A 21,752-nucleotide genomic window follows, 5' to 3' on the forward strand; every position below is an offset into this window, starting at 1 on the left:
TGACTACAAATCAAACATTCGTTTCAAACGCTTTCTAGCCCAGATTACGGGATTAGCATCGTCCTCGCTGGAGTCAACTAAGTTGAGCGATCGCATTTCCCGTTGGCGTTTTGCAAGTTCGTCTCGATGGTGTGCCATGGCTTGCACCACTTGGTTTGAGAGGTCGGGATATCGCCGCAGTAAATCAGAGAAACTAGGCTGATTAATAACGAATAGCAGGGCGTCTTCAGAAACTCGTGCCATGGCGGTGCGGGGTACCCCCAACAGCAATGCAACTTCACCAAAAAATTGTCCTGGTCCAAGGGTGGCGAGATGACGGTTGAGTTTTTCAGCTAAGATGTCGACTTTGCCCTCCAGCAAAATGTAAAACGAATTGCCAGAATCTCCTTCATGAAACAGAGTGGTACCGGCATGGCTACGCTGACGATGGCCAATCTCAATGAGTTGTCGAATTTCTAGGTCGTTAAAGTTAGCAAAGTAGCTCACCTGGCGCAGCATGTCTTTTAGGGTGATGGGGGTGGGTGAGACAACAGGGCGATGCTCTAGGGCAATTTGTCGATTAAAGAAGGGCGGCTTGCTATCCCCATTGTTTTGGGGGGCTAAGTTTCGAATCCATACATCTCGCTGGGGGAAGGCAATTTCAACATTGTGCTGGCGTAAATTATATTCAATGGTGAAATGGAGCGAGCTTTGCACGTTGAATCGCTTATTCACATCCACCCAAACCCATAACTCAAATTCGAGGGCATCTTCGCCAAAGGATAGAAACATGGCTTTGGGCATCGGTTTACTGCACACTGCCGGCTCCATGTGGGCGGATTTTAGCAACAGTTCAGTCACCAAGATAGGGTCGCTGTCGTAGGACACCCCTACTGGAATTTTGAGACGGGCAATGGAGGTGTTGTAGCTCCAATTTAGAACTCGATTTTTGATCAGCTGGTTATTGGGAATGACGACATCGCCATCATCGAGGGTGCGAATAATGGTGGATCGAAGATTGACTTCAATAATGCGACCCACTAAACCTTGAAAGCGGTGGTCATCGAGTTCAATGAGATCATTGACCTTTAGGGTGCGCTCAAACAGCATGATCAGACCGCTGATAAAGTCATCCGCAATGTGCTGTAGACCAAACCCAATACCAACGCCTAAGCCGCCCAGAATAATGCCCAGGGAGCTTAAGTTGATGCCCGTGTATTGAATGGCGATGAAAATGGCGATGACACCGACTGCATAGCTCACTAAGGTGGCGATTGCCTCGCGGTTATTGGCGTCAATGCCTGCTAATAGATGCCGTTTGAGGACACGTTTGACTAACCCAATGGTGAAGAAAATCACGGTTAGCCAAATGCAGAGGCTGACGATTAGCTTGGGTGTGATGGTGGTGTTGCCTAACACCACTAGCTTGGTGTTGAACAGTTGGCTAAGCCGCTGAAGAAAATCTGAAAATAAATCCATGGGGCAGAGATCAATGGCTCACTCGTCTGTATCAACTTGAAATGCGAGGGCAGTGGCGATCGCATCTACTACTCTGCCCACTTCAGTGATCTCCATGTTCAACCCTGGTATTTTCTGGCCTTTAGGGACTAATGCTCGTTTAAATCCTAGTTTGGCGGCTTCTTTGAGGCGTAATTCCATTTGGGCAACGGGGCGTACTTGACCGCCAAGACCCACTTCTCCAATGAGGACTAACTCAGGATCGACGATGCGATCGCGAAAACTAGCAGCAACGGCAATGGCAATTCCCAAATCTGCCGCCGGTTCTCCGACACTCAACCCACCTGACGAAGCCACATAGGCATCCAGCTTAGACAGTGGAATCCCCACCCGTTTCTCTAGCACGGCTAGAATCTGTAGCAAGCGATTGTATTCAATCCCGGTGGTCGAACGCCGAGGTGAGCTATAGCTGGTGGGACTTACCAAGGACTGAAGCTCCACCACTAGAGGCCGTGAACCCTCACAGGCCACAATTGTGGAAATTCCTGGCACCTGTTCATCTCGATTTCCCATAAATAGAGCAGATGGGTTGGGAACTTCCTCTAACCCCTGGGAGACCATTTCAAAGACCCCCAGCTCATGGGTAGCCCCAAAGCGGTTTTTGACCGACCGCAGCAGTCGATGGCTTGCAAACCGATCGCCTTCAAAGTACAACACTGTGTCTACCAGGTGCTCTAGCACCTTAGGGCCAGCAATTGCCCCTTCTTTGGTGACATGACCGACGATAAACAGCGTGATATTTTCTCGTTTGGCCAGCTGCATCAGCGCCGAAGTACATTCCCGTACCTGGGATACTGACCCCGGTGCAGAGGTGAGTTGGTTGTAGAACAATGCCTGAATACTATCGATGACGGCAACCCGAGGCCGTAGGGATTCCAGTTCTGAAAGGATGGTGTCCAAATCGGTTTCTGGCAGGAGATATAGCGATTCTGAGGAATTTTGAGTTGTCGGCTGGACACTGCCCACTTTATCCGATGTTTTTCCCTGATTAGCCGCGATGCCGAGGCGTTGCGATCTCAACTTCACCTGCTGCCCCGATTCCTCAGCACATACATATAAGACCGCCGTCCGCGCTGACAATTGATTGGCAGTTTGCAATAACAGTGTAGATTTACCGATGCCAGGGTCGCCGCCCACCAGTACCAAAGAACCCGGCACAATGCCCCCCCCTAACACCCGGTCAAGCTCGCCATAGCCAGAGGTAATACGCGTTTGAGGGTGATCGGCAATTTGGTTAAACGTTTTAGAGAGACGAGGTTTAGTCTCTCCTCGTTTGCTGGTGGTACTGCGATGCCCTGGGCGGCTTTTGCTAGATGCAGGCTCTACTACCTGTTCCACCAGGGAATTCCAGCTGCCACACACGGCACATTTGCCAAAATACTGCCGCGATTCTGCGCCGCATTCATTGCATACGTAAATCGAGCGAGTTTTAGCCATGCCTGTTATTGAAACAAATGAACTATAGATATATGGTAAACATTGGCAGGGGCTAAAAACCCAATGGATCCAGGGTATAGATGCTTAGAGACGGACGAACAACTTTAAGTAAATCTGTGCAAAACTTGTTAACGAAAAAATCACCGATAATATACTCTACAAATTTTGACTGTTGGAGAACAACCTTAAGAAACGTTGAAAACCTCAGCAACAAAAGGTGATGGCTTGAAAAACGCAATACAATGTTAGGTATCTTAAATAAGCTCTAATTAAAGCTTTAATCAGGAGTCCTTCAATTACTGATGGGTTTCGATCTTTTTTGAGACACCTAACAGTTGATGAATTTGTCGGTTTTTCAAGGGTTTGAGCCATATGCTCTGCCCTTCAACGGTCGAAGTCTTCTGCCGTCGCCGTTATGTAGGAGTTCAAGAAACTTTGGAAAGCGTAAAAGAGAAAATCTTGGTTGTCGATGACGAAGCCAGTATTCGTCGTATCCTGGAAACCCGCCTTTCGATGATTGGCTACGATGTCGTAACTGCGGCGGATGGCGAAGAAGCGTTAGACACTTTCCGGCATGAAATTCCTGATCTAGTTGTTCTTGATGTGATGATGCCCAAGCTCGATGGCTATGGCGTTTGTCAAGAGTTACGCAAGGAATCTGACATCCCAATCATTATGTTGACGGCGCTGGGGGATGTGGCGGATCGTATTACTGGCTTAGAATTGGGTGCTGATGACTATGTGGTGAAACCTTTCTCCCCCAAAGAGTTGGAGGCTAGAATCCGTTCTGTATTGCGCCGAGTTGAGAAAACTGGTACCTCTGGTATCCCCAGTTCTGGTGTGATCACCATCAACAATATTCGAATTGATACCAATAAGCGTCAGGTATACAAAGGTGATGAGCGTATCCGGCTAACGGGTATGGAGTTTAGTTTGCTGGAACTCCTGGTGAGTCGTTCTGGTGAGCCCTTTTCTCGCTCCGAGATTTTGCAAGAAGTTTGGGGCTATACGCCTGAGCGTCATGTGGATACTCGTGTGGTGGATGTCCATATCTCCAGATTGCGGGCGAAGTTGGAAGATGACCCCAGCAATCCTGAGTTGATTTTGACAGCACGGGGAACGGGGTACCTTTTCCAGCGAATTGTTGAGCCTGGCGAAGAGTAGTCTCCATCAGATCAGCTAATTGGCTGAAATGATTTGTGTCTCTGGGGATGTATCTGTATATGGGGTTAATGCCCGAATATTTGGAAGCTTGGGGTTGAGCTTTTGTCAGAAAACTGTAGTTGTGGATTTTCACTCGGTTTCAGTCTGATAGAATTTCTTAAAGTTTCTATAGATTCAATTCGATGGGCTTAACTCAAGCGCGGATCGCAGTTGATGCAATGGGGGGCGATTATGCACCTGCCGAAATCGTTGCTGGAGCTATTAGGGCAAGGGAAGAGCTAGATGTTGAAATCTTGCTTGTCGGTAATCCTGACCAAATTAGGGCTTCTGTGGCTAACCCCGACAGCTTAAGTCGGATTGAGATTGTGCCATCTGAGGGCACGATTGAGATGCATGAGGAGCCACTTAGCGCTCTACGCAAAAAGCGTAATGCATCGATCAATGTCGCCATGGATATGGTGAAGAAAGGTCGTGCTGATGCTGTTGTGTCAGCAGGTCATTCTGGGGCAGCTATGGCAGCTGCCCTTTTGCGTCTAGGTCGGATTAAGGGGATTGACAGACCTGCTATTGGTGCAGTCTTTCCCACGGTGGTGGCTGGCAAGCCGGTTTTAATTTTGGATGTGGGTGCCAATGTTGACTGTCGACCCAAATTTTTAGAGCAATTTGCTCTTATGGGTAGTGTTTACTCCGAGTATGCCTTTGGGGCGAAAAATCCTCGGGTTGGTTTGCTCAATATTGGTGAAGAGCCCAGTAAGGGTAACGATGTTGCTGTGCAAGTGCATCAGGCCCTGCTCGATTCAACGACTATCAATTTTGTGGGCAATGCCGAAGGGCGAGACGTCCTTTCAGGCAATTTTGATGTGATTGTCTGCGATGGTTTTGTTGGCAATGTATTACTGAAATTTGCTGAGGCCGTTGGTGAGGTTGCTGTCAATATTCTCCGAGAGGAACTACCACGCGGTATTTTAGGAAAGCTGGGAGTGCTGATTCTCAAAGGCAATCTCAAGCGTATTAAACAACGTCTCGATCACGCTGAGCATGGTGGTGCTTTGTTGTTAGGGGTTAACGGTGTGGCTGTAATTAGTCATGGTAGCTCTAACGCACCTTCCATATTTAATGCTATTCGTCTGTCTAAAGAGGCTGTCGATAACGGTGTGATTGGGCATATCCAGGGGCAGTACCAAAAGGTTGCTGCATCAGTGACCAACGGAGACTAGAAACTAATGATAAAAGGTGAGGCCGGTGTGGCCTTTATTGGCAGCGGTAGTGCTCAGGTTGAGACAGTGCTGAGTAACGATATGCTCAGTCAAATGGTTGAAACCTCTGACGAGTGGATTTCTACCCGCACAGGCATTCGCCAGCGTCATCTGGCTAGCATGAACGAGTCGCTGACTGAGTTGGCTGCTCAAGCTGCTCAAGCTGCGATCGCAGCCGCTAATCTCGCCCCTGACGACATTGATTTAATCATCCTGGCCACCTCCACCCCTGACGATTTGTTTGGTACTGCCTGTCAGGTACAGGCGGCCATTGGAGCAAATCGTGCCGTTGCCTTTGACCTGACGGCAGCTTGTTCAGGGTTTGTGTTTGGTATCGTCACCGCCGCTCAGTTTATTCGCACCGGTACTTACCAAAATGTTGTGGTTATTGGTGCTGACTTGTTGAGCCGTTGGGTCGACTGGCAAGATCGGACTACCTGTGTACTGTTTGGCGATGGAGCCGGAGCCGTTGTGATGCAGGCGTGCGATCGCGACCGTTTACTGGGCTTTGAAATGCACAGCGATGGCTCGATGAACGGTTGTTTGCGCCTCGCCTATCAGCCTGAATCGAACGCTCTAATGGATGGTGTTACCAGCCAACAGGGGACATTTAAGACCATTACAATGAATGGCCGTGAAGTCTACCGTTTTGCTGTTAGTCGAGTGCCAGAGGTTTTAGAAAAGACCCTGTTCCATGCAGGCCTAGCGGCTGACGACATTGACTGGCTGATCTTACACCAGGCCAACCAGCGTATTTTAGACGCCGTTGCGAAACGACTAAAGCTGCCGAACGATCGGGTGGTTAGCAATATGGCCAAGCACGGCAATACATCTGCTGCCTCGATTCCCATTGCGTTAGATGAATGGGTGCGCACCGGTAATGTCAAGTCTGGCCACAAAATTGCAATATCTGGTTTTGGCGCAGGTTTAACCTGGGGTGCAGCCTTGCTGGAATGGGGGCTATAAGATTTGCAAGGTGCGGCAGACGACGCCCACCCTGCGTTATCGGCTGCTTGCCTACCCTTTTCGAATGCGTCATTTACTGAGACATTGAAGAACGGACGAATACGCTAATAACAATGACAAAGACCGTGTGGGTATTTCCGGGGCAAGGGTCCCAGTCTGTAGGTATGGGTAATGATTTGGTCGATGTGGCCAAAGACAGATTGGCAGAGGCTGAAGATGTTTTGGGTTGGTCAGTATTGGGCCAATCGCAAAGTGAGGAATTTCAGCAGGCCAACACCCTGTATACCCAACCCTGTCTTTATGTGATTGAATGCATTTTAGTAGATCTGTTGGGGGAAAAAGGCCATCACCCTGACATGACAGCTGGCCATAGTCTGGGAGAGTATTCTGCCCTTTACGCAGCTGGGGTGTTTGATTTTATTACCGGTCTCTGTCTGGTGAAGCGGCGCTCAGAATTGATGGCCCAGGCTGACGATGGGGCGATGGCTGCTCTGATGGGGTTTCAGCGCCAGGAACTGGAGGAGAAACTGGCGCTGACCGAAGGCGTGGTACTGGCCAATGATAATAATCCTGGCCAGGTGGTGATTTCAGGCAGTCCCCAGGCAGTTGAAGCCATTATGCACGGCATTAAGGTGAAGCGGGCCGTCAAGCTTAATGTGGGGGGAGCCTTTCATTCTCCGTTGATGGCCCCTGCTGCCCATGAGTTTGATCAGATACTGGCTGATGTGCCCTTCAAAGATGCCAGTGTTCCCGTGCTCTCCAATGTGGATCCCACACCAACCACCGATGGAGACCTGTTGAAAAAGCGTCTGATGCAGCAGATGACGGGCTCGGTACGCTGGCGTGAAATCTCCCTGAGTCTGCCTGACCAGGGCATAGACACTGTTGTTGAAGTGGGGCCAGGGAAAGTCCTTACCGGCTTGATCAAGCGTACTTGCCGCAGCTTAGGGCTGAAAAACATCGGTACTTTAGAGCAGGTTGAAGCGTTTTGAAGCCAGTGAATCATCACCCACGACAGCGGGAACCTAGACTCAGTTTGCTGCTTTACTACCTGTTTAAGTGGTCGGTGGTTAATCCAATGCTGAGGGGCTATTTTCGTGGACGCATCTATGGTGCAGAAAATATGCCCAAAACAGGCCCGGTGCTGGTGGTGGCTAACCATGCCAGTGACTTTGATCCACCGATTGTGTCCTCCTGCGTGCGCCGTCCCGTTTCGTATATGGCGAAGCAAGAGTTGTTTAAGGTGCCGGTTTTAGCGCCTGCAATTCGTGCCTATGGGGCTTATCCAGTAAAGCGTGGTGGGTCAGCTCGTGGGGCGATTCAGGCGGCCTTGCAACAGCTGGAAAAAGGGTGGGCCGTGGGTGTATTTCTACAGGGAACCCGCACCCGTGATGGCCGTATCCCGGAGCCAAAACTGGGGGCGGCAATGATTGCTGCTAAGGCTCAAGTGCCGTTAGTGCCCGTCAGTCTATGGGGAACCCATCGCATTTTGCCCCGGGGGGGCAAATTTCCCAAGCCTTTACCGGTGACTGTGCGCATTGGCCCGTCCATTGCACCGCCAGAGTCTACCAAGGATAAGGCGGCGCTACGGACTTTGACCGACTATTGTTGCGATCGCATCCATGCCATGCACGATCTTGGGCGGTGATGCAAAGGTTACAATAATTCTTCAATCAGAGTGATAGTTTTTTGACCTACCACTGTCCAGCGGAGCCATAAAATGACCCAAGACTTAAGACAAGACCTAGCGAATATGGTGGGTCCTACCGAGTGGAATTGGCTAAAACCTCATATTGCCCGTGATACGGTTGTCTTTGTAGATCCTCAGCTTGATCTAGTGGAAGTGGGCATGGCCTTGACCAATGACAATGTACAGTTTGTGCAACGCTGGATTGGTGAGCAGCTAATTACCAAACCTTCCAGGGAGCAACTACAGACTTGGGGTGTGGATGGCCCTCCCAATCGGTTGCAGTCTCTCATTGTTCAGCCCTATGTTTTAGTCCAAGAGATTTTGCAAGTAGCGGACACCAATAGTAATAGTGGCTCCTCGACTTAACCCGCAGACAAAGCCCTCGCTGGAGACAATACAGGCCGTTTTGGCTCAGCTAGACAATTCGGTGCTTGTGCGATTTCTCCTGCTTTTAGCGAGTGGCTGGGGCGTATTGCAGCTATTGACGTATTTTGAAATCGTGGTGGTCATTTTTGTGATTTCCACGGTTTTAGCGTTTTTGCTCAGTTATCCGGTGCGATGGTGTCGCCGCTTTTTACCCCATGGCATGGCTGTCTTTGGGGTGTTTATGGTGGCTTTGATACTGGTTGGTGGTATGACAACCACCCTGGCGTTAGCCGTGATTGCTCAAGGCCAAAATTTGCTAGAAAATGGCACTGATTTTCTCAATGCTTTGCTGCCGATCATAGAATTTGTTGAAACTGCACTACGGCAGTGGAATGTGCAGGTAGATCTGCAAGCCCTGGGAGAACAGCTACAGCAGCAAGCAACTAACCTATTGGGATCTGGCTTGGGGTTGGTGCAGACACTGCTGGAAAATTTCATCAATGCAATTCTCATTGCTGTGGTGACTTTTTTTATGATGCTAGATGGCCCTCGCCTATGGCGATGGACTTTAAAGGCGGTCCCTGCCAACCAGCAGAAGCGATTAACCTTAACCATTCAGCAAAATCTTCTTGGATTTTTTTGGGGACGACTGCTGTTGTCCATCTTTTTTGCAGTGTCTACGTTTGTTGTTTTTTTGCTGCTGAAGATTCCCTATGCCCTGGTTTTAGCCGTTATTGCGGGGCTTTTTGACCTGATACCTGGCATTGGTGCCACATTGGGGGTGGGATTAATAGGGTTGTTGTTGTTGTCACAAGGATTGGGTATGGCTGTGCAATCCATTGTGGTGTGTATTTTGTTACAACAAGTCGAAGAGAATATGTTGTTACCCCATGTGATGCGAGACTCTCTGAATATTAATCCGGTGGTCATGTTTTTTGCCCTGCTTGTTGGCGTACGAGTAGCGGGGTTACTGGGGGTGTTTCTGGCAATTCCTATTGCTGGGGTGATTGTGAGCCTATTGGATGTGGATGAACTGAAAGGGCGGTCGACGTAACGGAATGTTTTAGAGGCATTCTATGGAACGCTCCTGCAAACAATAAAAATGAGAGCCCTCTGCCTAGGAAGATACAAATGTTTAGCAGATCTATTAAGCATTTCAACAATGCTCGGAATCTGTTGACGGTCTCGGGAAAACTCGGCATGGTGATTTGAGAGGTTCCCCATAATGCCGATGACTAAATCTGCACTTAGTCCTCCATCTCTAAATCTATTGCAAAGTCCTATCCCATGGTTGCGGGCGTTTTGGAAGTTTTCTCGACCCCATACGATTGTGGGCACTAGCCTGAGCGTATTGGGGTTGTTTGGCATTGCCTGGGCAACTCGCCACCCGGCAGGGCTATCACCTGGGACATTTGATGTGTGGCAGGGGATCAGTGCTCTCTGGCTGACTTGGTTGGTTTGTATGTGTACCAATATTTACATTGTTGGTCTCAATCAGATTGAAGATGTTGCCGCTGATCATGTCGAGAAACCTTATCTGCCCATCGCAACAGGAGAGTTTTCGTCTGCCCAGGCCAAGATGCTAGTGGGCATTGCCTGTAGCGGTGCCATCTTGCTGGCAGTGTTATCCCAGAGCCTTTATTTAATGGTTACTGTTTGGCTCAGTCTAGCGATTGGTACAGCCTATTCACTGCCCCCGCTGCGATTAAAACGATTCCCTCTGCTGGCTTCATTTTGCACCCTGTTGGTGAGGGGGGCAGTGGTGAATTTAGGGATCTATTTGCATGTGGCAAGCCAGCTGGGATTGCTGCCCCAGGTACCTGGTCGGGTATGGGTGTTGACGCTGGTGGTGTTGCTGTTTAGTAGTGCGATCGCACTACTAAAAAAATTGCAAGACGCATCCTATGTTATCGACGATTGGAGAATAGCCAAGATATTGCGGAGTGTCTGGTGGCTGCTCACGGTTTGTTACATTAGCCTCATTCTGACCGCGCCATTGATTTCGGCCATCAATACTGAATTTTTAGCGGTCACCCATGGCTTGGCACTGGGTTATTTCTGGTATCTGAGCCGTCAAGTGCAGCTAGAGTCTGGTAATGCTAGCAGTGCCTATATGAGTCACAGAGAGTATTACCAATTCATCTGGAAATTATTGTTTATCGAATACCTGATTTTCCCCACTGCCTGCTTGTTGTATTAGTAGCCCGTATAAGAAGCACCTGTATGAAGCATGCTAATGCGGTGCAGAGTATTGAGGGATAGTGCTTATCAGCCTAAACCTAGAAATCGTAAGGAAAGGCGTTCTATAGTTATGTACTCCTAGGCAACAGTGTACGGGAGCCCAAATGTGCCTGTAAATTTACGGTTTTGGCGAGGACTATCGCATCTTTGGATAGGCTCATGGAGCCTAGGGCTCAGCATGGCCCTGGTTATCTTGCTGGGTGTCTCAGGTTGTACTAGAGCAGAGACCGTGCAGCGGCTGTCTAACTATGACATTCTGACCAACGCTCTCCCCAGTTCCATAGAGGTGGCTAAACCCCCCGAGCATTATCAGCCAGTGGCTGACTGGATAGGGCGCTTGGTTTTGCCCCAATTAGACGAAGTTGAAGCCAAACCGGGAGACTGGGCCTGGATAGAGTTACTCCACACGCCATCGTCTGATCAGGACTTGGTCGGACAAACCGTTGCCTTAACCTGGCAAGCTGATGCCAGTCTGGCTGCCTATGTCAACTTGGTCAGTCGGGATCTCCGCTTTAGCTCTGAGGCCGATGAAAGCCAGCAAGCGGGTAACGTACATCCCCAAAGGCTTGATGGTTGGAAAACTGTGGGGCCATTGCAGTCCTTAGCAGGGGCCCGCCCTCAGGATGATGTACTGGTGTCTCTAGCAGGCGTCAGGCGAAAGGAAGATGGTCTCACCATTGCTCAAGAGCCAACTCAAATAGCTGAGCGATTTTATGGTTTAGTCAAAATAGCATCCGCTGCGGCGGTGAAAACCACATGCCCCGCAGTCTGTTGGCAGTTTCAGGTACGCCACTATAATCCAGATTCCCAGGAATTCGATGGGGCGTTAGATGCTATTTATTTGCCAGAGGTTCCGGCTGTTAATGGGGTACGGCAGTTTAGCCTGAAACAGCTAGAACAATCACCTGCGGGTGAACGTGGTTGGTATGTTTATGGCAGCCCCAACGGGCAAGGGCAATTTATGGTGCAGGCCCTGGCTCCCCGTGCCCTGTTTGAGTTGGAGCCCGATGCCACAATTACGGCCCCTGATGATGGACTGAACTATATCAACTTTGGTAACTGGCGACGGACTCGCGATCGCAAAGGCACCATCGAAACTGTACAACTAGGCCAAACCGATTGGCAGGAGGGCGATCAGGGCTTAGTGCTGCATATTTTTGGCGGTATTGGTGGCGAGCGAGCAGAAAAGCCTCCGGTGGTGGGTACAGTAACGGGACATTTCTCCTACGGCATTGCCACCGTGGTGCGTGATGCCATCACGCAAAAGCTACGATTTAACATTCATTATCATCAGGTCTATGCCCATAACCCCAATGGGATTGTGTCTGGCAAACTCAGCTGGGAAGAGTACATGGGCAATCTCCAACGGGGCTGGATGGGCACACGTCCTGTTTCTGATGTCATCGTCAGGCTTGATACATTAACCCAGGATTATGGCCAGGCAGGGGCCAGCATTCAGCCTTTGGCGATGCTGGCGCAGCAACTACAGATTATGACTGCCCGCTATCGAGTTGGGGATGGGACCGGCGCTGCCGTGGTGACGCCTGCCCAATCCTGTATTCAAGATTCTAGCCAGGCTCTCTATAAAACCATTAAGCAAATTGAAACCCAGGTGCGCCATCAACCGCCGGTTGATCCCCAACAGCTGCAACCACTGGCCGTTTTAGGGAAACGGTTAGAAAATGCGCTGGTGCCCGTCGGCATTGTGCGACCGGACTGGCAGCAGAATTCTGAAGTTTTAGCCGGTACACGCGATCAGTCCCTCGATCGCAAAAATAATCTAATCACTCAGCTGCTTAGTTGGCGTACGATTATCCCTCGGGTGGCCTACGATCATCTGGCCATCATCTTTTATGGGCAAGGGGCCACACTACGGTTTCTGAGAACCAATCAGATTGGAGGCAACGATCCAACAATTCTGCCCTTAGCTCCTACGGAATTATTTGGTCAATACTTTTTTATCCCGACAGCATTTTCTCGCCTGATTGAAGCTCTAAGAGTGCCTAGTTTCAGTGATTGGTTGATGACATTAGCTGTAGCTGTTGGTTATGGTGCGATCGCTATCCCGCTGGGGCTATGGGGCAAACTGTTGTCGTTGCAAAACATTTTGGGTCGTGTGCCCCCTGGGCAACTAGTTTTACGGCTGCTACGCGCTCTTGTTGTCCCTGCCCTCATAGAAGAACTACTGTTTCGAGTATTACTGTTACCCCATCCTACTGAAGGGGTTTTATCCACCACATTACTTTTGTGGGCGGTGTTAAGCATGGCACTCTTTAGCATTAGTCATCCCCTTCAGGCAATCTTGTTTAGAAGTCATCTAGTGGCATTATTTAGTCGACCCCTGTTTATTGGATTAACTGCTCTGTTGGGGCTAAGCTGTGTGGCGCTTTATGTAAATACCGGTTCTCTGTGGACTGTGGTGGGATTGCATTGGATAGTTGTAGCCATCTGGCTAATCTTTTTAGGAGGGTGGCATCATTTGTGCTTCTACAATTAATCGTTAACGATAATGTAGACCAACAGCAAGGCTGCCATGACTCTGAGTCTGATTTGTCCAACTAAAGATCCTGCACTTTGGGTGGCTGCTATTCAAGCGATCGATCCAAAGATAGATCTGCGGGTGTGGCCTGACGATGGGGATAAAGCTGATGTCACATTTGCCCTTGTTTGGGCTCAACCCCAGGGCATTTTTTCCCAATATCCCAACCTCAAGGTGATTTCTTCCATGGGGGCAGGGGTGGATAATCTTTTGCAAGATGGTTCCATTTCTGCGCAGATGATCGTAGTGCGCATGGTTGATCCAAGGCTGGTGAGCCAGATGGGAGACTATGTTTTAGCGGCCACCCTCAACCATGTGCGTCAGTTTCCTGACTATGCTCAACACCAACAACAGCAACAGTGGCAGCCCCTGCCACCACGTAATGTAGATGACGTCACCGTTGGTGTCATGGGTCTTGGGCAAATTGGGAGCACTGTAGCCACTCGCCTGGTCCAGGTAGGGTTTCAGGTGGTCGGCTGGTCACGTCGCCCCAAGTCCATTGCCAATGTGCAAGTCTTTGCTGGGCAACAACAGCTATCGGACTTTTTAGCAGCTAGTGAAATTCTTGTTTGTTTATTGCCGTTGACCGCTGAAACTGAAAATATTCTCAATACAAAGACGTTGCTCCAGCTTCCCAAGGGAGCCTACCTTATTAACGTGGCCCGAGGTCATCATTTAGTTGAGGGAGAGTTACTCTCACTGCTAAATGAAAATCATCTTTCTGGCGCTTGCCTGGATGTGTTTCGTCAAGAACCCTTAGCCCAGGATCATCCCTTTTGGAGTCATCCAAAAATTACGATAACTCCCCACATTGCTAGCTTGACCCATCCTGTTTCTGTGGCTCCACAGATCGTTGAAAACTATCGACGGATGCAACAGAAACAACCATTGCTAAATCAGGTGGATATTCGACGTGGATATTAATACTGCCTGGTCTCATCATGCTCTCTGCATCTTTATCTTTCTGGCAGAGAAAATAAAATAAAAAAAGAGCCCAACCAAGTGGTTGAGTCTCTTGTTGAAACGCTTCGAGAAATGCCTGAATAGGCACATGAGTATGTGAACGATAGTTGAATCGAAATGCAGCTCCAACTGTGTATTGGCCTGCACTGATCACATCATTCAGATACAACATATCAAGCAGGTTGGCTGCAAGTTTGTAGCAAAATCTACGAGTTGAAAATTTGTAGCCCTTGGGATGTTATTTGCGTTCTATGGGCCGTTTCCCAATGACGGTAAAATCAGGTTTGGAGATTTTAGTGGATAGGAGAAATCTGTGGCAGAGTTAAAGGCCTTGATTTTTGATGTGGATGGCACCTTGGCGGAAACTGAGCGGGATGGCCATCGGCCCGCCTTTAACCAAGCATTTACAGATATAGGTCTAGATTGGGATTGGACACCGGAACTCTACGGCAAACTGCTCAAGGTATCAGGCGGCAAAGAGCGTATTCGTGCCTATGTGCAGGACTATCTCGGTGATTTCCAGTTACCCTCAGAGTTTAGCGATTTAGATGCCATGATCAAGCATCTGCATGCGACTAAAACAACCTATTACAAGCAGTATGCGGCAGCGGGCAAAATTCCCCTACGCCCTGGTGTAGAACGTTTTCTCAATGAGGCGCGCAGTGAAGGGGTGAGACTTGCGATCGCAACCACCACCACTCCAGCCAATGTCCAGGCATTACTCGAAAATACCCTCGGTGCCGATAGCCTAAACTGGTTTGACGTGATTGCCGCAGGCGACATGGTGCCCAAGAAAAAGCCTGCCCCCGATGTTTACGAATATGCCCTAGAACATATCGACTTGCCTGCAGAAAACTGTTTGGCTTTTGAGGATACCAACAACGGTTTGCTTTCGGCTACGCCGACGGGACTGAAAACCGTCGTCACCGTCAATGAATATACGAAAGCGCAAGATTTTACTGGCGCTCAGCTGGTGCTCAGCGATTTGGGTACCCCCGATACTCCTTTCAATGTATTAGCTGGCAGCGCCGGTGATTCAACCTACTTCACCGTGGACGTAGCCCGTCAGCTGTGCGCTTAGGTGTCTGTGACGACTGCCCTCAGCCTCGGGCAATTTTGGGATAGTCCAGCTCGACAGCTGTTGGCCTATCCCAACGGTAATCAGGAGATGCTGAGCCACCGCTGGGCTGAGCTACAGACCTGCGGGATTGATGCGATATATTCCTATGGCCCAGAGACCTTAGCGGACTTTGCAATTCTAGGCTCGGGCTACTGTGGCGTGGTGTTGCGGGTGCGCCATCAAGGATGCGATCGCGTGCTAAAAATTCTGCGAGCGCCCGCCCCACAAACCAATTTGCGTACAGAAGCCGATATGTTACAACGGGCTAATACAGTGGATGTTGGCCCAAAATATATCGCTCACAGCGATCACTTCTTGCTAATGGACTTCATCGACGGTCCTATGCTGGTGGATTGGCTACAAACCCCACAGCCGGCTGAGGACATTCGTAGCCTGGTGTCACAGCTTATTGATCAGGCATACCGCTTAGATCAGGCTGGGATAGATCATGGCGATCTGCGCTGCATTACAGCCCATGCCCTGATGTGTTCTCAAAAACCGGTACTCATAGATTTTAATAAGACTAGTTTGGAGCGACGCCCGGCCAATGTTACGACATTGGTGCAGGGGCTGTTTATCAGCACCCAGATTGCCCAGCTTTTGCGACCATGGTTTGCCAGTGTTAGCAAGTCAGTATTAGTTGAGCATCTACGAAGTTATAAGCACCAGCCATCTCGGGCGAACCTACACTCCCTAATAACCTATTTGGGATTAGTTGAGGTTTAAGTCTTTATCTTGAAGCTAGCTATGGGAGAAAACCTACTAGTGTCTGATTAATCTAATTGGTTGGGTAATGGGGTTGGTTCCCCCTCCAAAGCCCAACCTCGTTGAGTGGCCAGGGTCTCTAATTGTTCAATCCGTGACTCCGTCAGCGGATGTGTGGACTGCCATTCCAGTAAACGGTTAGCGACACCCAGGTCTAATTCTTGTTCATTTAATCGCTTAAAAAAGTCAAGGGAATAGTCTACATGGCCATAGCGCTCTTGCATCATTTCAATGGCATAGATATCGGCCCGCTCTTCCTGCTCGCGGCTGTAGTGTAAATCTGCCAGACTAATGGAGCTAGTTAGAAACGGCGGTAGCTGTACACCGCTAAAACCCAACAGGCTATTCAAACTTAAAAATACGAGGGAGCGCCCCAGACTCCGCAGTGTATCTCGATGTTCAAAATGGCCAAGCTCATGGGCCAGTACGAATGCGAGCTCATTCTCCGTTTCGATGTCGTCGAGCAGCCCTGTGGTGACAAATACATGGCCGCCAGGGATCACCATGGCGTTGGGGCTGTACTCCTCCATGATGTGAACCTGGAGTTCGGGGCGCTGTTTTAATTCGTCAGTGAGTAACGATTCTGCCAGGGCCTCAACATAGTCAAACTGTTGCCCCTCATGGATTAGAGAAGCTCCAGTGAATAGGCTATCAAAAACCACTTTTCCCACCTGAGTTTCGGCCTTGGGACCCATGCGTGCCGCAATTTGAGCGCCAGCTATCCCAAGACCTACATAAAGAGTTACCCCCGCCGTAACGACGGTGCCCATGAGATAGCCAAAATTAACGAGGGGATGAACCGGCGTAATATTGACCTCATCGACGATTTCGCGCGGGGTATATTTCATGGTTGCTGGGTTATGGTTACTGGGTTGCAGAGTTAACGAATGCCAGTGCCGTAAGCCATAATCTCAACGGCTCCCATGCCGCCTGAACTCTGACCCGCGATGTTAGAGGTTTCAAAGCGGATATTAAGTACCTGAGAGGCTCCCCACTCCATGGCGGATTCTTTCATGCGCAGCATGGCTTCTCGCCGTCCTCGGTCGATCAGGGTTTCATATACGATGACCCGGCCGCCTACGAGGTTGCGTAACGTAGCGGAAGCTGTCTTGAAATAATCGTTGGCAATAACAACACTCCCTACGAATAGTTCGGATTCATGGGCATAGGGCAGGTCTTGTTTTGCTCCCCAGCTCATGACCGGTACGTGGAGGCTTTGCTTTTCGCGGCGTTTAATGTCTTCGTAGTGTTTACGCTCGCGGCGATTACCGACAAAGTAACCTATCCCGATCAAAATCAAAAAAACAATAATATTGTCCATGGTTTTGCCTATGGTTTTATCTGCAAGGAGTTCTGGATACTGTTACTGGACTTTAACCGCAGTACCATAAGCAAATAACTCAGCTGCACCAGGGGCAACGGATGAAGTGGCAAATCGGACATTGATAACGGCGTTTGCACCCAGCTGTTCAGCCTGCATCACCATCCGATTAACGGCTTCTTGTCGGGATTCTTGTAGCAGCTCTGTATAGGCTTTCAATTCGCCGCCGACAATATTTTTGAATCCTGCAAGGATATCTTTGCCCACATGCTTAGCGCGAATGGTGCTGCCTTGTACTAGGCCATAGTGCTCGATAATTTCCTTGCCCGGTACACCCTCTAGATTAGTCAGGGTAATGTTCGTTGCACGAGCAGTTGAGCGTGTCATTCCAAAGCTCCGATAAGTAATTAAATTACAGTATTACAGTAGTTTGCCTATGGGTGAAAAAGCGTCCAGTCACCCATTGCAGTGACGGTTCCTTTGATACCTACATAGGATAGAGATCAAATTCCGTTGTCACTTTGTATGGACTGTTAAACCATAGGTGGTCTTAATCATGGCAGTTAGGTATCTCTGCCCCATGGCCTCTGTGACAACGGCTTGATTTTATCGTCTGCTATATAATTCCCTTGCTTTTATAAAAGTTGCTTTACACAAAATTTGTGCAATAGTGCGCTGATCCAGCATTTTCTAAGGAAAAATACCGATAGGTCAGGCTAAAAGGCCCCATACTCTGCTTAGACTCGACTATTGTCAAAACTCTGGCAAAAATGATCTACCCCAGTTTTGCTGATGTATAACACGACGGGCACGGCTAACAGATTGGGGCACTGGCTATTGTGGGTGAGGTGTTGGATCAAACCGATGATCTGCTGCTTTGTCAAATTAGCTCGAAATTCTGGCAAACAAGCGATGTGGCGATAGCGTTTGGCAAAGCCTTCTAGCCAACCGTCGTTTTCGGTCGGTTCTAACCCAGCTCTAAGGGCTAATGATAGGGCGGCATCGTTTAAATCGCCATCACAGTCTTCGATTTCTTGAAGCGATCGCAAGGCTTCAGGGTAGTCAGCCAATTGTTCAACCAGTTGAGTGATTTCGATTAAGGGGATTGAGAGCATGGGCAACGGGTAAGGGTAAGCAACAGGAGCAGGTAGTAGAGCCGAGACAGATACGTAGGTCCGTGGTGGTATCTGCCCCAGCTAAGGAGAAAAACGTATTAGACCCCATAAAGGTGTCCTAAGTTAGGCTGTCTTAATGATCGCTTCAAACCAGTGCTCAAAACGTTTGCCGAGGGCGGCTAAAGAATATTTCATTTCTGCTTGCTGGCGGCAGTAGCGACGGTCGATGTGGTCAAGCTGTTCGATACCATTGACTAGACCTGCGACATTATCAGGCTCGACTAACCAGCCCGTTTGACCATGGTCGATAATTTCGGCAGGACCGCCGCGACGATAGGCAACTACAGGGACGCCACACGCTAAGGCTTCAATAGCTACATTACCAAAGGCTTCTACCCAGCGAGGTGTCATCAGTAACCCTCGACAGCGACGGACAGTTGACTGTAGCTGCTGAGTGTTGACAAAGCCCAGGTAGTCAATCGGTGCATTGGGATAGGTCCGCTGAATGGTATCCCAGTACTCTGGGTTTTCCAGCTTACCTAAAATTTTCAGGGGAGTTTGCGTTTCCTGGACAGCGGAAACGGCATCTTCCAGCCCTTTCTCTGGTGAAATACGCCCTAACCATGCCAACTCCGGCTCTGGTGTGTCGCAATAGCTGTACTGCTGTAGGTCAATGGCACTGCTAAGAATTTCCCAGGTCAGGCCACCAGGGAAGGTATCGGTTTGGGTTTGGGTGTAGGCCCCCAATGTGCCGGGAAATTTAGTATTGATGTCGACCACGGCCTGGTCCATGATGCCGCTGAGGGAGCCCATGCTGACAAAGTGGGCAATGGGGGTATCAAAAAACGGCGTAAGGTAAAAAGGTAGCCAATCGTAGGCGAAGTTCACAATCAGGTCGTAGCTCTGCTGCACTTGACGTGCATAGGTCCATTGGTTAGCTAAAACCGCATTCTCTACCATGATGGTCGGTGTATCCCGCCCCTGGGTGTGGGCTGTGGACTGCAGGGCACCAGGAACTTGGATCAGCTGCGCCCCCTCGATCTGGGAATTGTCGGGCGCTGCGATCGCAATATGATGACCTTGCTGGGTCAAGGCTTTGACTAGATTGACTATTGTCAGCTCAACACCGCCTCCTAGACCTGAACCTAGGGGGCCTACGGGAGTGGATACAAAGAGTAATCTTAAGCACCGTGCCATGTAACCGCATCAACTCAGCCCTATGACCCTACTATGGGTGCTGCTTGATCAACTCACTGACTTCTAGCATTTGTGGATAGATTTTGAGCTGGATACAATATAGATTTGCCTATATAGCTAGGCTTCAATGCAAACCAATTGGCTCCTGCCTGCCTAATTAGTTATATTTTCCACTTCATCGGGCAGCAGTTCTGGAGTGGCCCGCGAAGCTTCCAGCGTATTTAAGGAGGATTGCATCTTAGGAGCTTCACGAATACGATTTAGCTGCTCTAAAGCCCACTCTGCTGTGCGACGGACTTCTGCATCTTCATCTTCGGTGGCATGGCCCAACATTTGGCTAATCTGAGTGACCAAATCGTAGACACGAGTTAAATCGCGAATCGCATTCTTGCGCACATCCGGATTATCGTCCTGTAGTGCGATCGCAAGGGCGCGATTCATTGGTTTCAAAGAACGAATGCCAATTTCTGAAAGTGCTGCCAGAATCAGACTCTTTTCTTTGGAGTCCGCATCCACCATGCTATTTACCAGGTGTTGCACAGCAGAGGAATTGCCTCGCTGACCCAATTCCCAAATGGCCTTGCGACGCTTGCTTGGATCGGCCACCTGCAAATTGGCCACGAGCTCATCAATTACATCGACTTTTGCCAGGCGAGTAGTCGCGCTCACGGGGCTAGATACGACCGGCAAGCTATTGTTGACTCCACTAGGAGGCTGTGGCGTAACGAGATGATTTACATCTGCCGCAGAGCCAGTCCCATTAGCCGTCGTATGCCCATTCAAAGACGTATTAGCTGTTGTCGGCTGGGAGACTTCTTTAGGGACGGCTCCCCAGGGGGCATCTTGCTCATCGTCACCAGTGGATTGGGTCCGATTAGACAGAACAAAACCGATGCCAAAGCTGCCGAGGGCTGCAATGAGCGCTAAGCCCGGCCACAATAGCCTACCCAATCCTGGTGATGGCTCAGGCTGAGTAGTCGCAGTAGGGGCAGATGTTACAGGAGGCGTATTCGGAGCCCCACTGTTGATGCCTGTTTCCGGTGAAACTTCATCACCGATATTGATGTCTTCTCCGTCTACCGTTGCGTTCTCTGCGTTGATGCGCACAGAATTTGCTTCGCCTTCTGGAGTGCCTATAGCGCCATCTTCAGCATCTGGATCAGCCGCATCCGATGCTTCAGGGTCGGCAGGTGCTTCAATTACATCAGATTGTGAAAATAGGCGCGGTGCAGCATCAGATTGTTCACTTTGCTGCCCACGTAATTTTTCAATAGCTGCAGCGGTAACGGGGCCATAAATACCGTCAATAGGCCCATTGTAATAGCCGCGCTCTTTAAGCTCCTGCTGTAAAGCCTTGATTTCCTCTTTCTGCTCCTCAGAAGTAGCACCTTCTAATGGAGAGTTGGAGGAGTTATTGCGAAAATCAGGAGTTTGCTCACCTGTGTTGACCGCCGCATCTGGGTTAACGCTCGGAGACTGCGCTATCAGTGAGGGACTACCTTTGGCTTGCAGACTTGTCACAGATAGCGTGAAAGCTGTCAGACTTGTTAAAAATACTAGAGTAGAGCGCCAAATCATATCAGTTTAGTATCCAGTACCTGCGTCACTCTGTTCACGGCACAGACCGACTATTCAATGCTTTGAATGGCAGATTCCTGCTGAATCCATATCACAACCAGGTCGTTCTGATCTTGAAAGGGCTTCTTAACCAGTGATTAAAACACCATGGCATCGCCATGTAGAAGCCTGTAAGAATTAAATTACCGCTCTAGCCAACGGCAATAGCACCGCGCTTTCTCCTAACTTTACCCAAATTTTGGATTGCCATGTTCAAGTCCATGGCTTAAATGTGCCCAAGTTCCTAAAAATTTTGGCTGAGCTTGCAGTCGTCAGAGCATTCGCTCTGGCCCCGTCAACATGATATAAAATCCCCAAAGCCCCAGAAAATAGAGCAATCGAGTCGCAAAAACCTCAACTGATGTGAGACATTTGCGATCGCAACAGGTTTCGACAGCTTGCAGCCAATACTAACCTAAATAACTAAGTAATCTAAGAGCTGATTTATCAAGAGTTCTTAGTATGTGGTCAACCTATGTGAAGACCAGATGTGGTCAA

Annotated in this window: 20 protein-coding genes; 12 read left to right on the forward strand and 8 right to left on the reverse strand. The window is 49.4% G+C overall.

What is annotated here, in order from left to right; genetic code table 11:
- Positions 1 to 3: 3 nt before the first annotated feature.
- Together QGP82_RS22730 and radA are read right to left on the reverse strand one after the other, a co-directional pair.
- The gene (locus QGP82_RS22730) at positions 4 to 1,458 is read right to left on the reverse strand and encodes a cyclic nucleotide-binding domain-containing protein (protein WP_163702598.1); all 1,455 of its coding nucleotides are present in this window, start codon (positions 1,456 to 1,458) and stop codon (positions 4 to 6) included.
- Between the two features lie 18 nt (positions 1,459 to 1,476).
- Complete coding sequence (radA, locus tag QGP82_RS22735) at positions 1,477 to 2,934, reverse strand: DNA repair protein RadA (protein WP_499061122.1); 1,458 nt, start codon at positions 2,932 to 2,934, stop codon at positions 1,477 to 1,479.
- Between the two features lie 435 nt (positions 2,935 to 3,369).
- On the opposite strand from radA, the gene rpaB reads away from it, so the two are divergent.
- The 12 genes from rpaB to QGP82_RS22795 all read left to right on the forward strand — a co-directional run bounded on the left by rpaB (position 3,370) and on the right by QGP82_RS22795 (position 15,965).
- Positions 3,370 to 4,098: a response regulator transcription factor RpaB gene (rpaB, locus tag QGP82_RS22740; protein ID WP_031294240.1), complete on the forward strand. Its 729-nt coding sequence runs from the start codon at positions 3,370 to 3,372 to the stop codon at positions 4,096 to 4,098.
- Positions 4,099 to 4,280: 182 nt separating this feature from the next.
- Positions 4,281 to 5,315: a phosphate acyltransferase PlsX gene (gene plsX / locus QGP82_RS22745; RefSeq protein WP_163662420.1), complete on the forward strand. Its 1,035-nt coding sequence runs from the start codon at positions 4,281 to 4,283 to the stop codon at positions 5,313 to 5,315.
- A gap of 6 nt (positions 5,316 to 5,321) precedes the next feature.
- Positions 5,322 to 6,320, forward strand: coding sequence for a beta-ketoacyl-ACP synthase III (locus QGP82_RS22750; RefSeq protein ID WP_499061123.1), 999 nt, complete (start codon positions 5,322 to 5,324; stop codon positions 6,318 to 6,320).
- 113 nt (positions 6,321 to 6,433) lie between these two features.
- A complete protein-coding gene (gene fabD / locus QGP82_RS22755; RefSeq protein ID WP_499061124.1) occupies positions 6,434 to 7,312 on the forward strand; it encodes an ACP S-malonyltransferase in 879 nt (292 codons plus the stop codon).
- A 5-nt stretch (positions 7,313 to 7,317) separates the two neighbouring features.
- Positions 7,318 to 7,968, forward strand: coding sequence for a lysophospholipid acyltransferase family protein (locus QGP82_RS22760; RefSeq protein WP_499061125.1), 651 nt, complete (start codon positions 7,318 to 7,320; stop codon positions 7,966 to 7,968).
- Positions 7,969 to 8,040: 72 nt separating this feature from the next.
- The gene (locus QGP82_RS22765) at positions 8,041 to 8,376 is read left to right on the forward strand and encodes a DUF2288 domain-containing protein (protein WP_499061126.1); all 336 of its coding nucleotides are present in this window, start codon (positions 8,041 to 8,043) and stop codon (positions 8,374 to 8,376) included.
- The gene (locus QGP82_RS22770; RefSeq protein WP_499061127.1) at positions 8,360 to 9,430 is read left to right on the forward strand and encodes an AI-2E family transporter; all 1,071 of its coding nucleotides are present in this window, start codon (positions 8,360 to 8,362) and stop codon (positions 9,428 to 9,430) included. The genes QGP82_RS22765 and QGP82_RS22770 overlap by 17 nt, the downstream gene beginning before the upstream one ends.
- A gap of 177 nt (positions 9,431 to 9,607) precedes the next feature.
- Positions 9,608 to 10,576, forward strand: a complete 969-nt coding sequence (locus QGP82_RS22775; RefSeq protein WP_163702785.1) for a homogentisate phytyltransferase — start codon at positions 9,608 to 9,610, stop codon at positions 10,574 to 10,576.
- 219 nt (positions 10,577 to 10,795) lie between these two features.
- The gene (locus QGP82_RS22780; protein WP_499061128.1) at positions 10,796 to 13,114 is read left to right on the forward strand and encodes a CPBP family glutamic-type intramembrane protease; all 2,319 of its coding nucleotides are present in this window, start codon (positions 10,796 to 10,798) and stop codon (positions 13,112 to 13,114) included.
- Between the two features lie 36 nt (positions 13,115 to 13,150).
- Positions 13,151 to 14,080, forward strand: coding sequence for a 2-hydroxyacid dehydrogenase (locus tag QGP82_RS22785; RefSeq protein ID WP_499061129.1), 930 nt, complete (start codon positions 13,151 to 13,153; stop codon positions 14,078 to 14,080).
- A 352-nt stretch (positions 14,081 to 14,432) separates the two neighbouring features.
- The gene (locus QGP82_RS22790; RefSeq protein WP_163702788.1) at positions 14,433 to 15,200 is read left to right on the forward strand and encodes an HAD-IA family hydrolase; all 768 of its coding nucleotides are present in this window, start codon (positions 14,433 to 14,435) and stop codon (positions 15,198 to 15,200) included.
- A 6-nt stretch (positions 15,201 to 15,206) separates the two neighbouring features.
- Complete coding sequence (locus QGP82_RS22795; protein ID WP_499061130.1) at positions 15,207 to 15,965, forward strand: RIO1 family regulatory kinase/ATPase domain-containing protein; 759 nt, start codon at positions 15,207 to 15,209, stop codon at positions 15,963 to 15,965.
- A gap of 47 nt (positions 15,966 to 16,012) precedes the next feature.
- Here QGP82_RS22795 and QGP82_RS22800 read toward each other — a convergent pair whose 3' ends face one another.
- The 6 genes from QGP82_RS22800 to QGP82_RS22825 form a co-directional block, all read right to left on the reverse strand.
- Positions 16,013 to 16,852: a M48 family metallopeptidase gene (locus QGP82_RS22800; protein ID WP_163702790.1), complete on the reverse strand. Its 840-nt coding sequence runs from the start codon at positions 16,850 to 16,852 to the stop codon at positions 16,013 to 16,015.
- A 32-nt stretch (positions 16,853 to 16,884) separates the two neighbouring features.
- On the reverse strand, positions 16,885 to 17,325 hold the full coding sequence (locus QGP82_RS22805) for a YbjQ family protein (protein WP_163662398.1): 441 nt from the start codon (positions 17,323 to 17,325) through the stop codon (positions 16,885 to 16,887).
- 42 nt (positions 17,326 to 17,367) lie between these two features.
- The gene (locus tag QGP82_RS22810) at positions 17,368 to 17,712 is read right to left on the reverse strand and encodes a YbjQ family protein (RefSeq protein ID WP_006516189.1); all 345 of its coding nucleotides are present in this window, start codon (positions 17,710 to 17,712) and stop codon (positions 17,368 to 17,370) included.
- 350 nt (positions 17,713 to 18,062) lie between these two features.
- Positions 18,063 to 18,440: a hypothetical protein gene (locus tag QGP82_RS22815; protein WP_163662396.1), complete on the reverse strand. Its 378-nt coding sequence runs from the start codon at positions 18,438 to 18,440 to the stop codon at positions 18,063 to 18,065.
- Between the two features lie 123 nt (positions 18,441 to 18,563).
- A complete protein-coding gene (locus tag QGP82_RS22820) occupies positions 18,564 to 19,637 on the reverse strand; it encodes a glycosyltransferase family 4 protein (protein WP_499061131.1) in 1,074 nt (357 codons plus the stop codon).
- Positions 19,638 to 19,790: 153 nt separating this feature from the next.
- Positions 19,791 to 21,215: a HEAT repeat domain-containing protein gene (locus QGP82_RS22825; RefSeq protein WP_499061132.1), complete on the reverse strand. Its 1,425-nt coding sequence runs from the start codon at positions 21,213 to 21,215 to the stop codon at positions 19,791 to 19,793.
- Positions 21,216 to 21,752 lie beyond the last annotated feature (537 nt).

The organism is Leptothoe sp. LEGE 181152 (assembly GCF_032906605.1).
GTDB lineage: Bacteria > Cyanobacteriota > Cyanobacteriia > Phormidesmidales > Phormidesmidaceae > Leptothoe > Leptothoe turfae.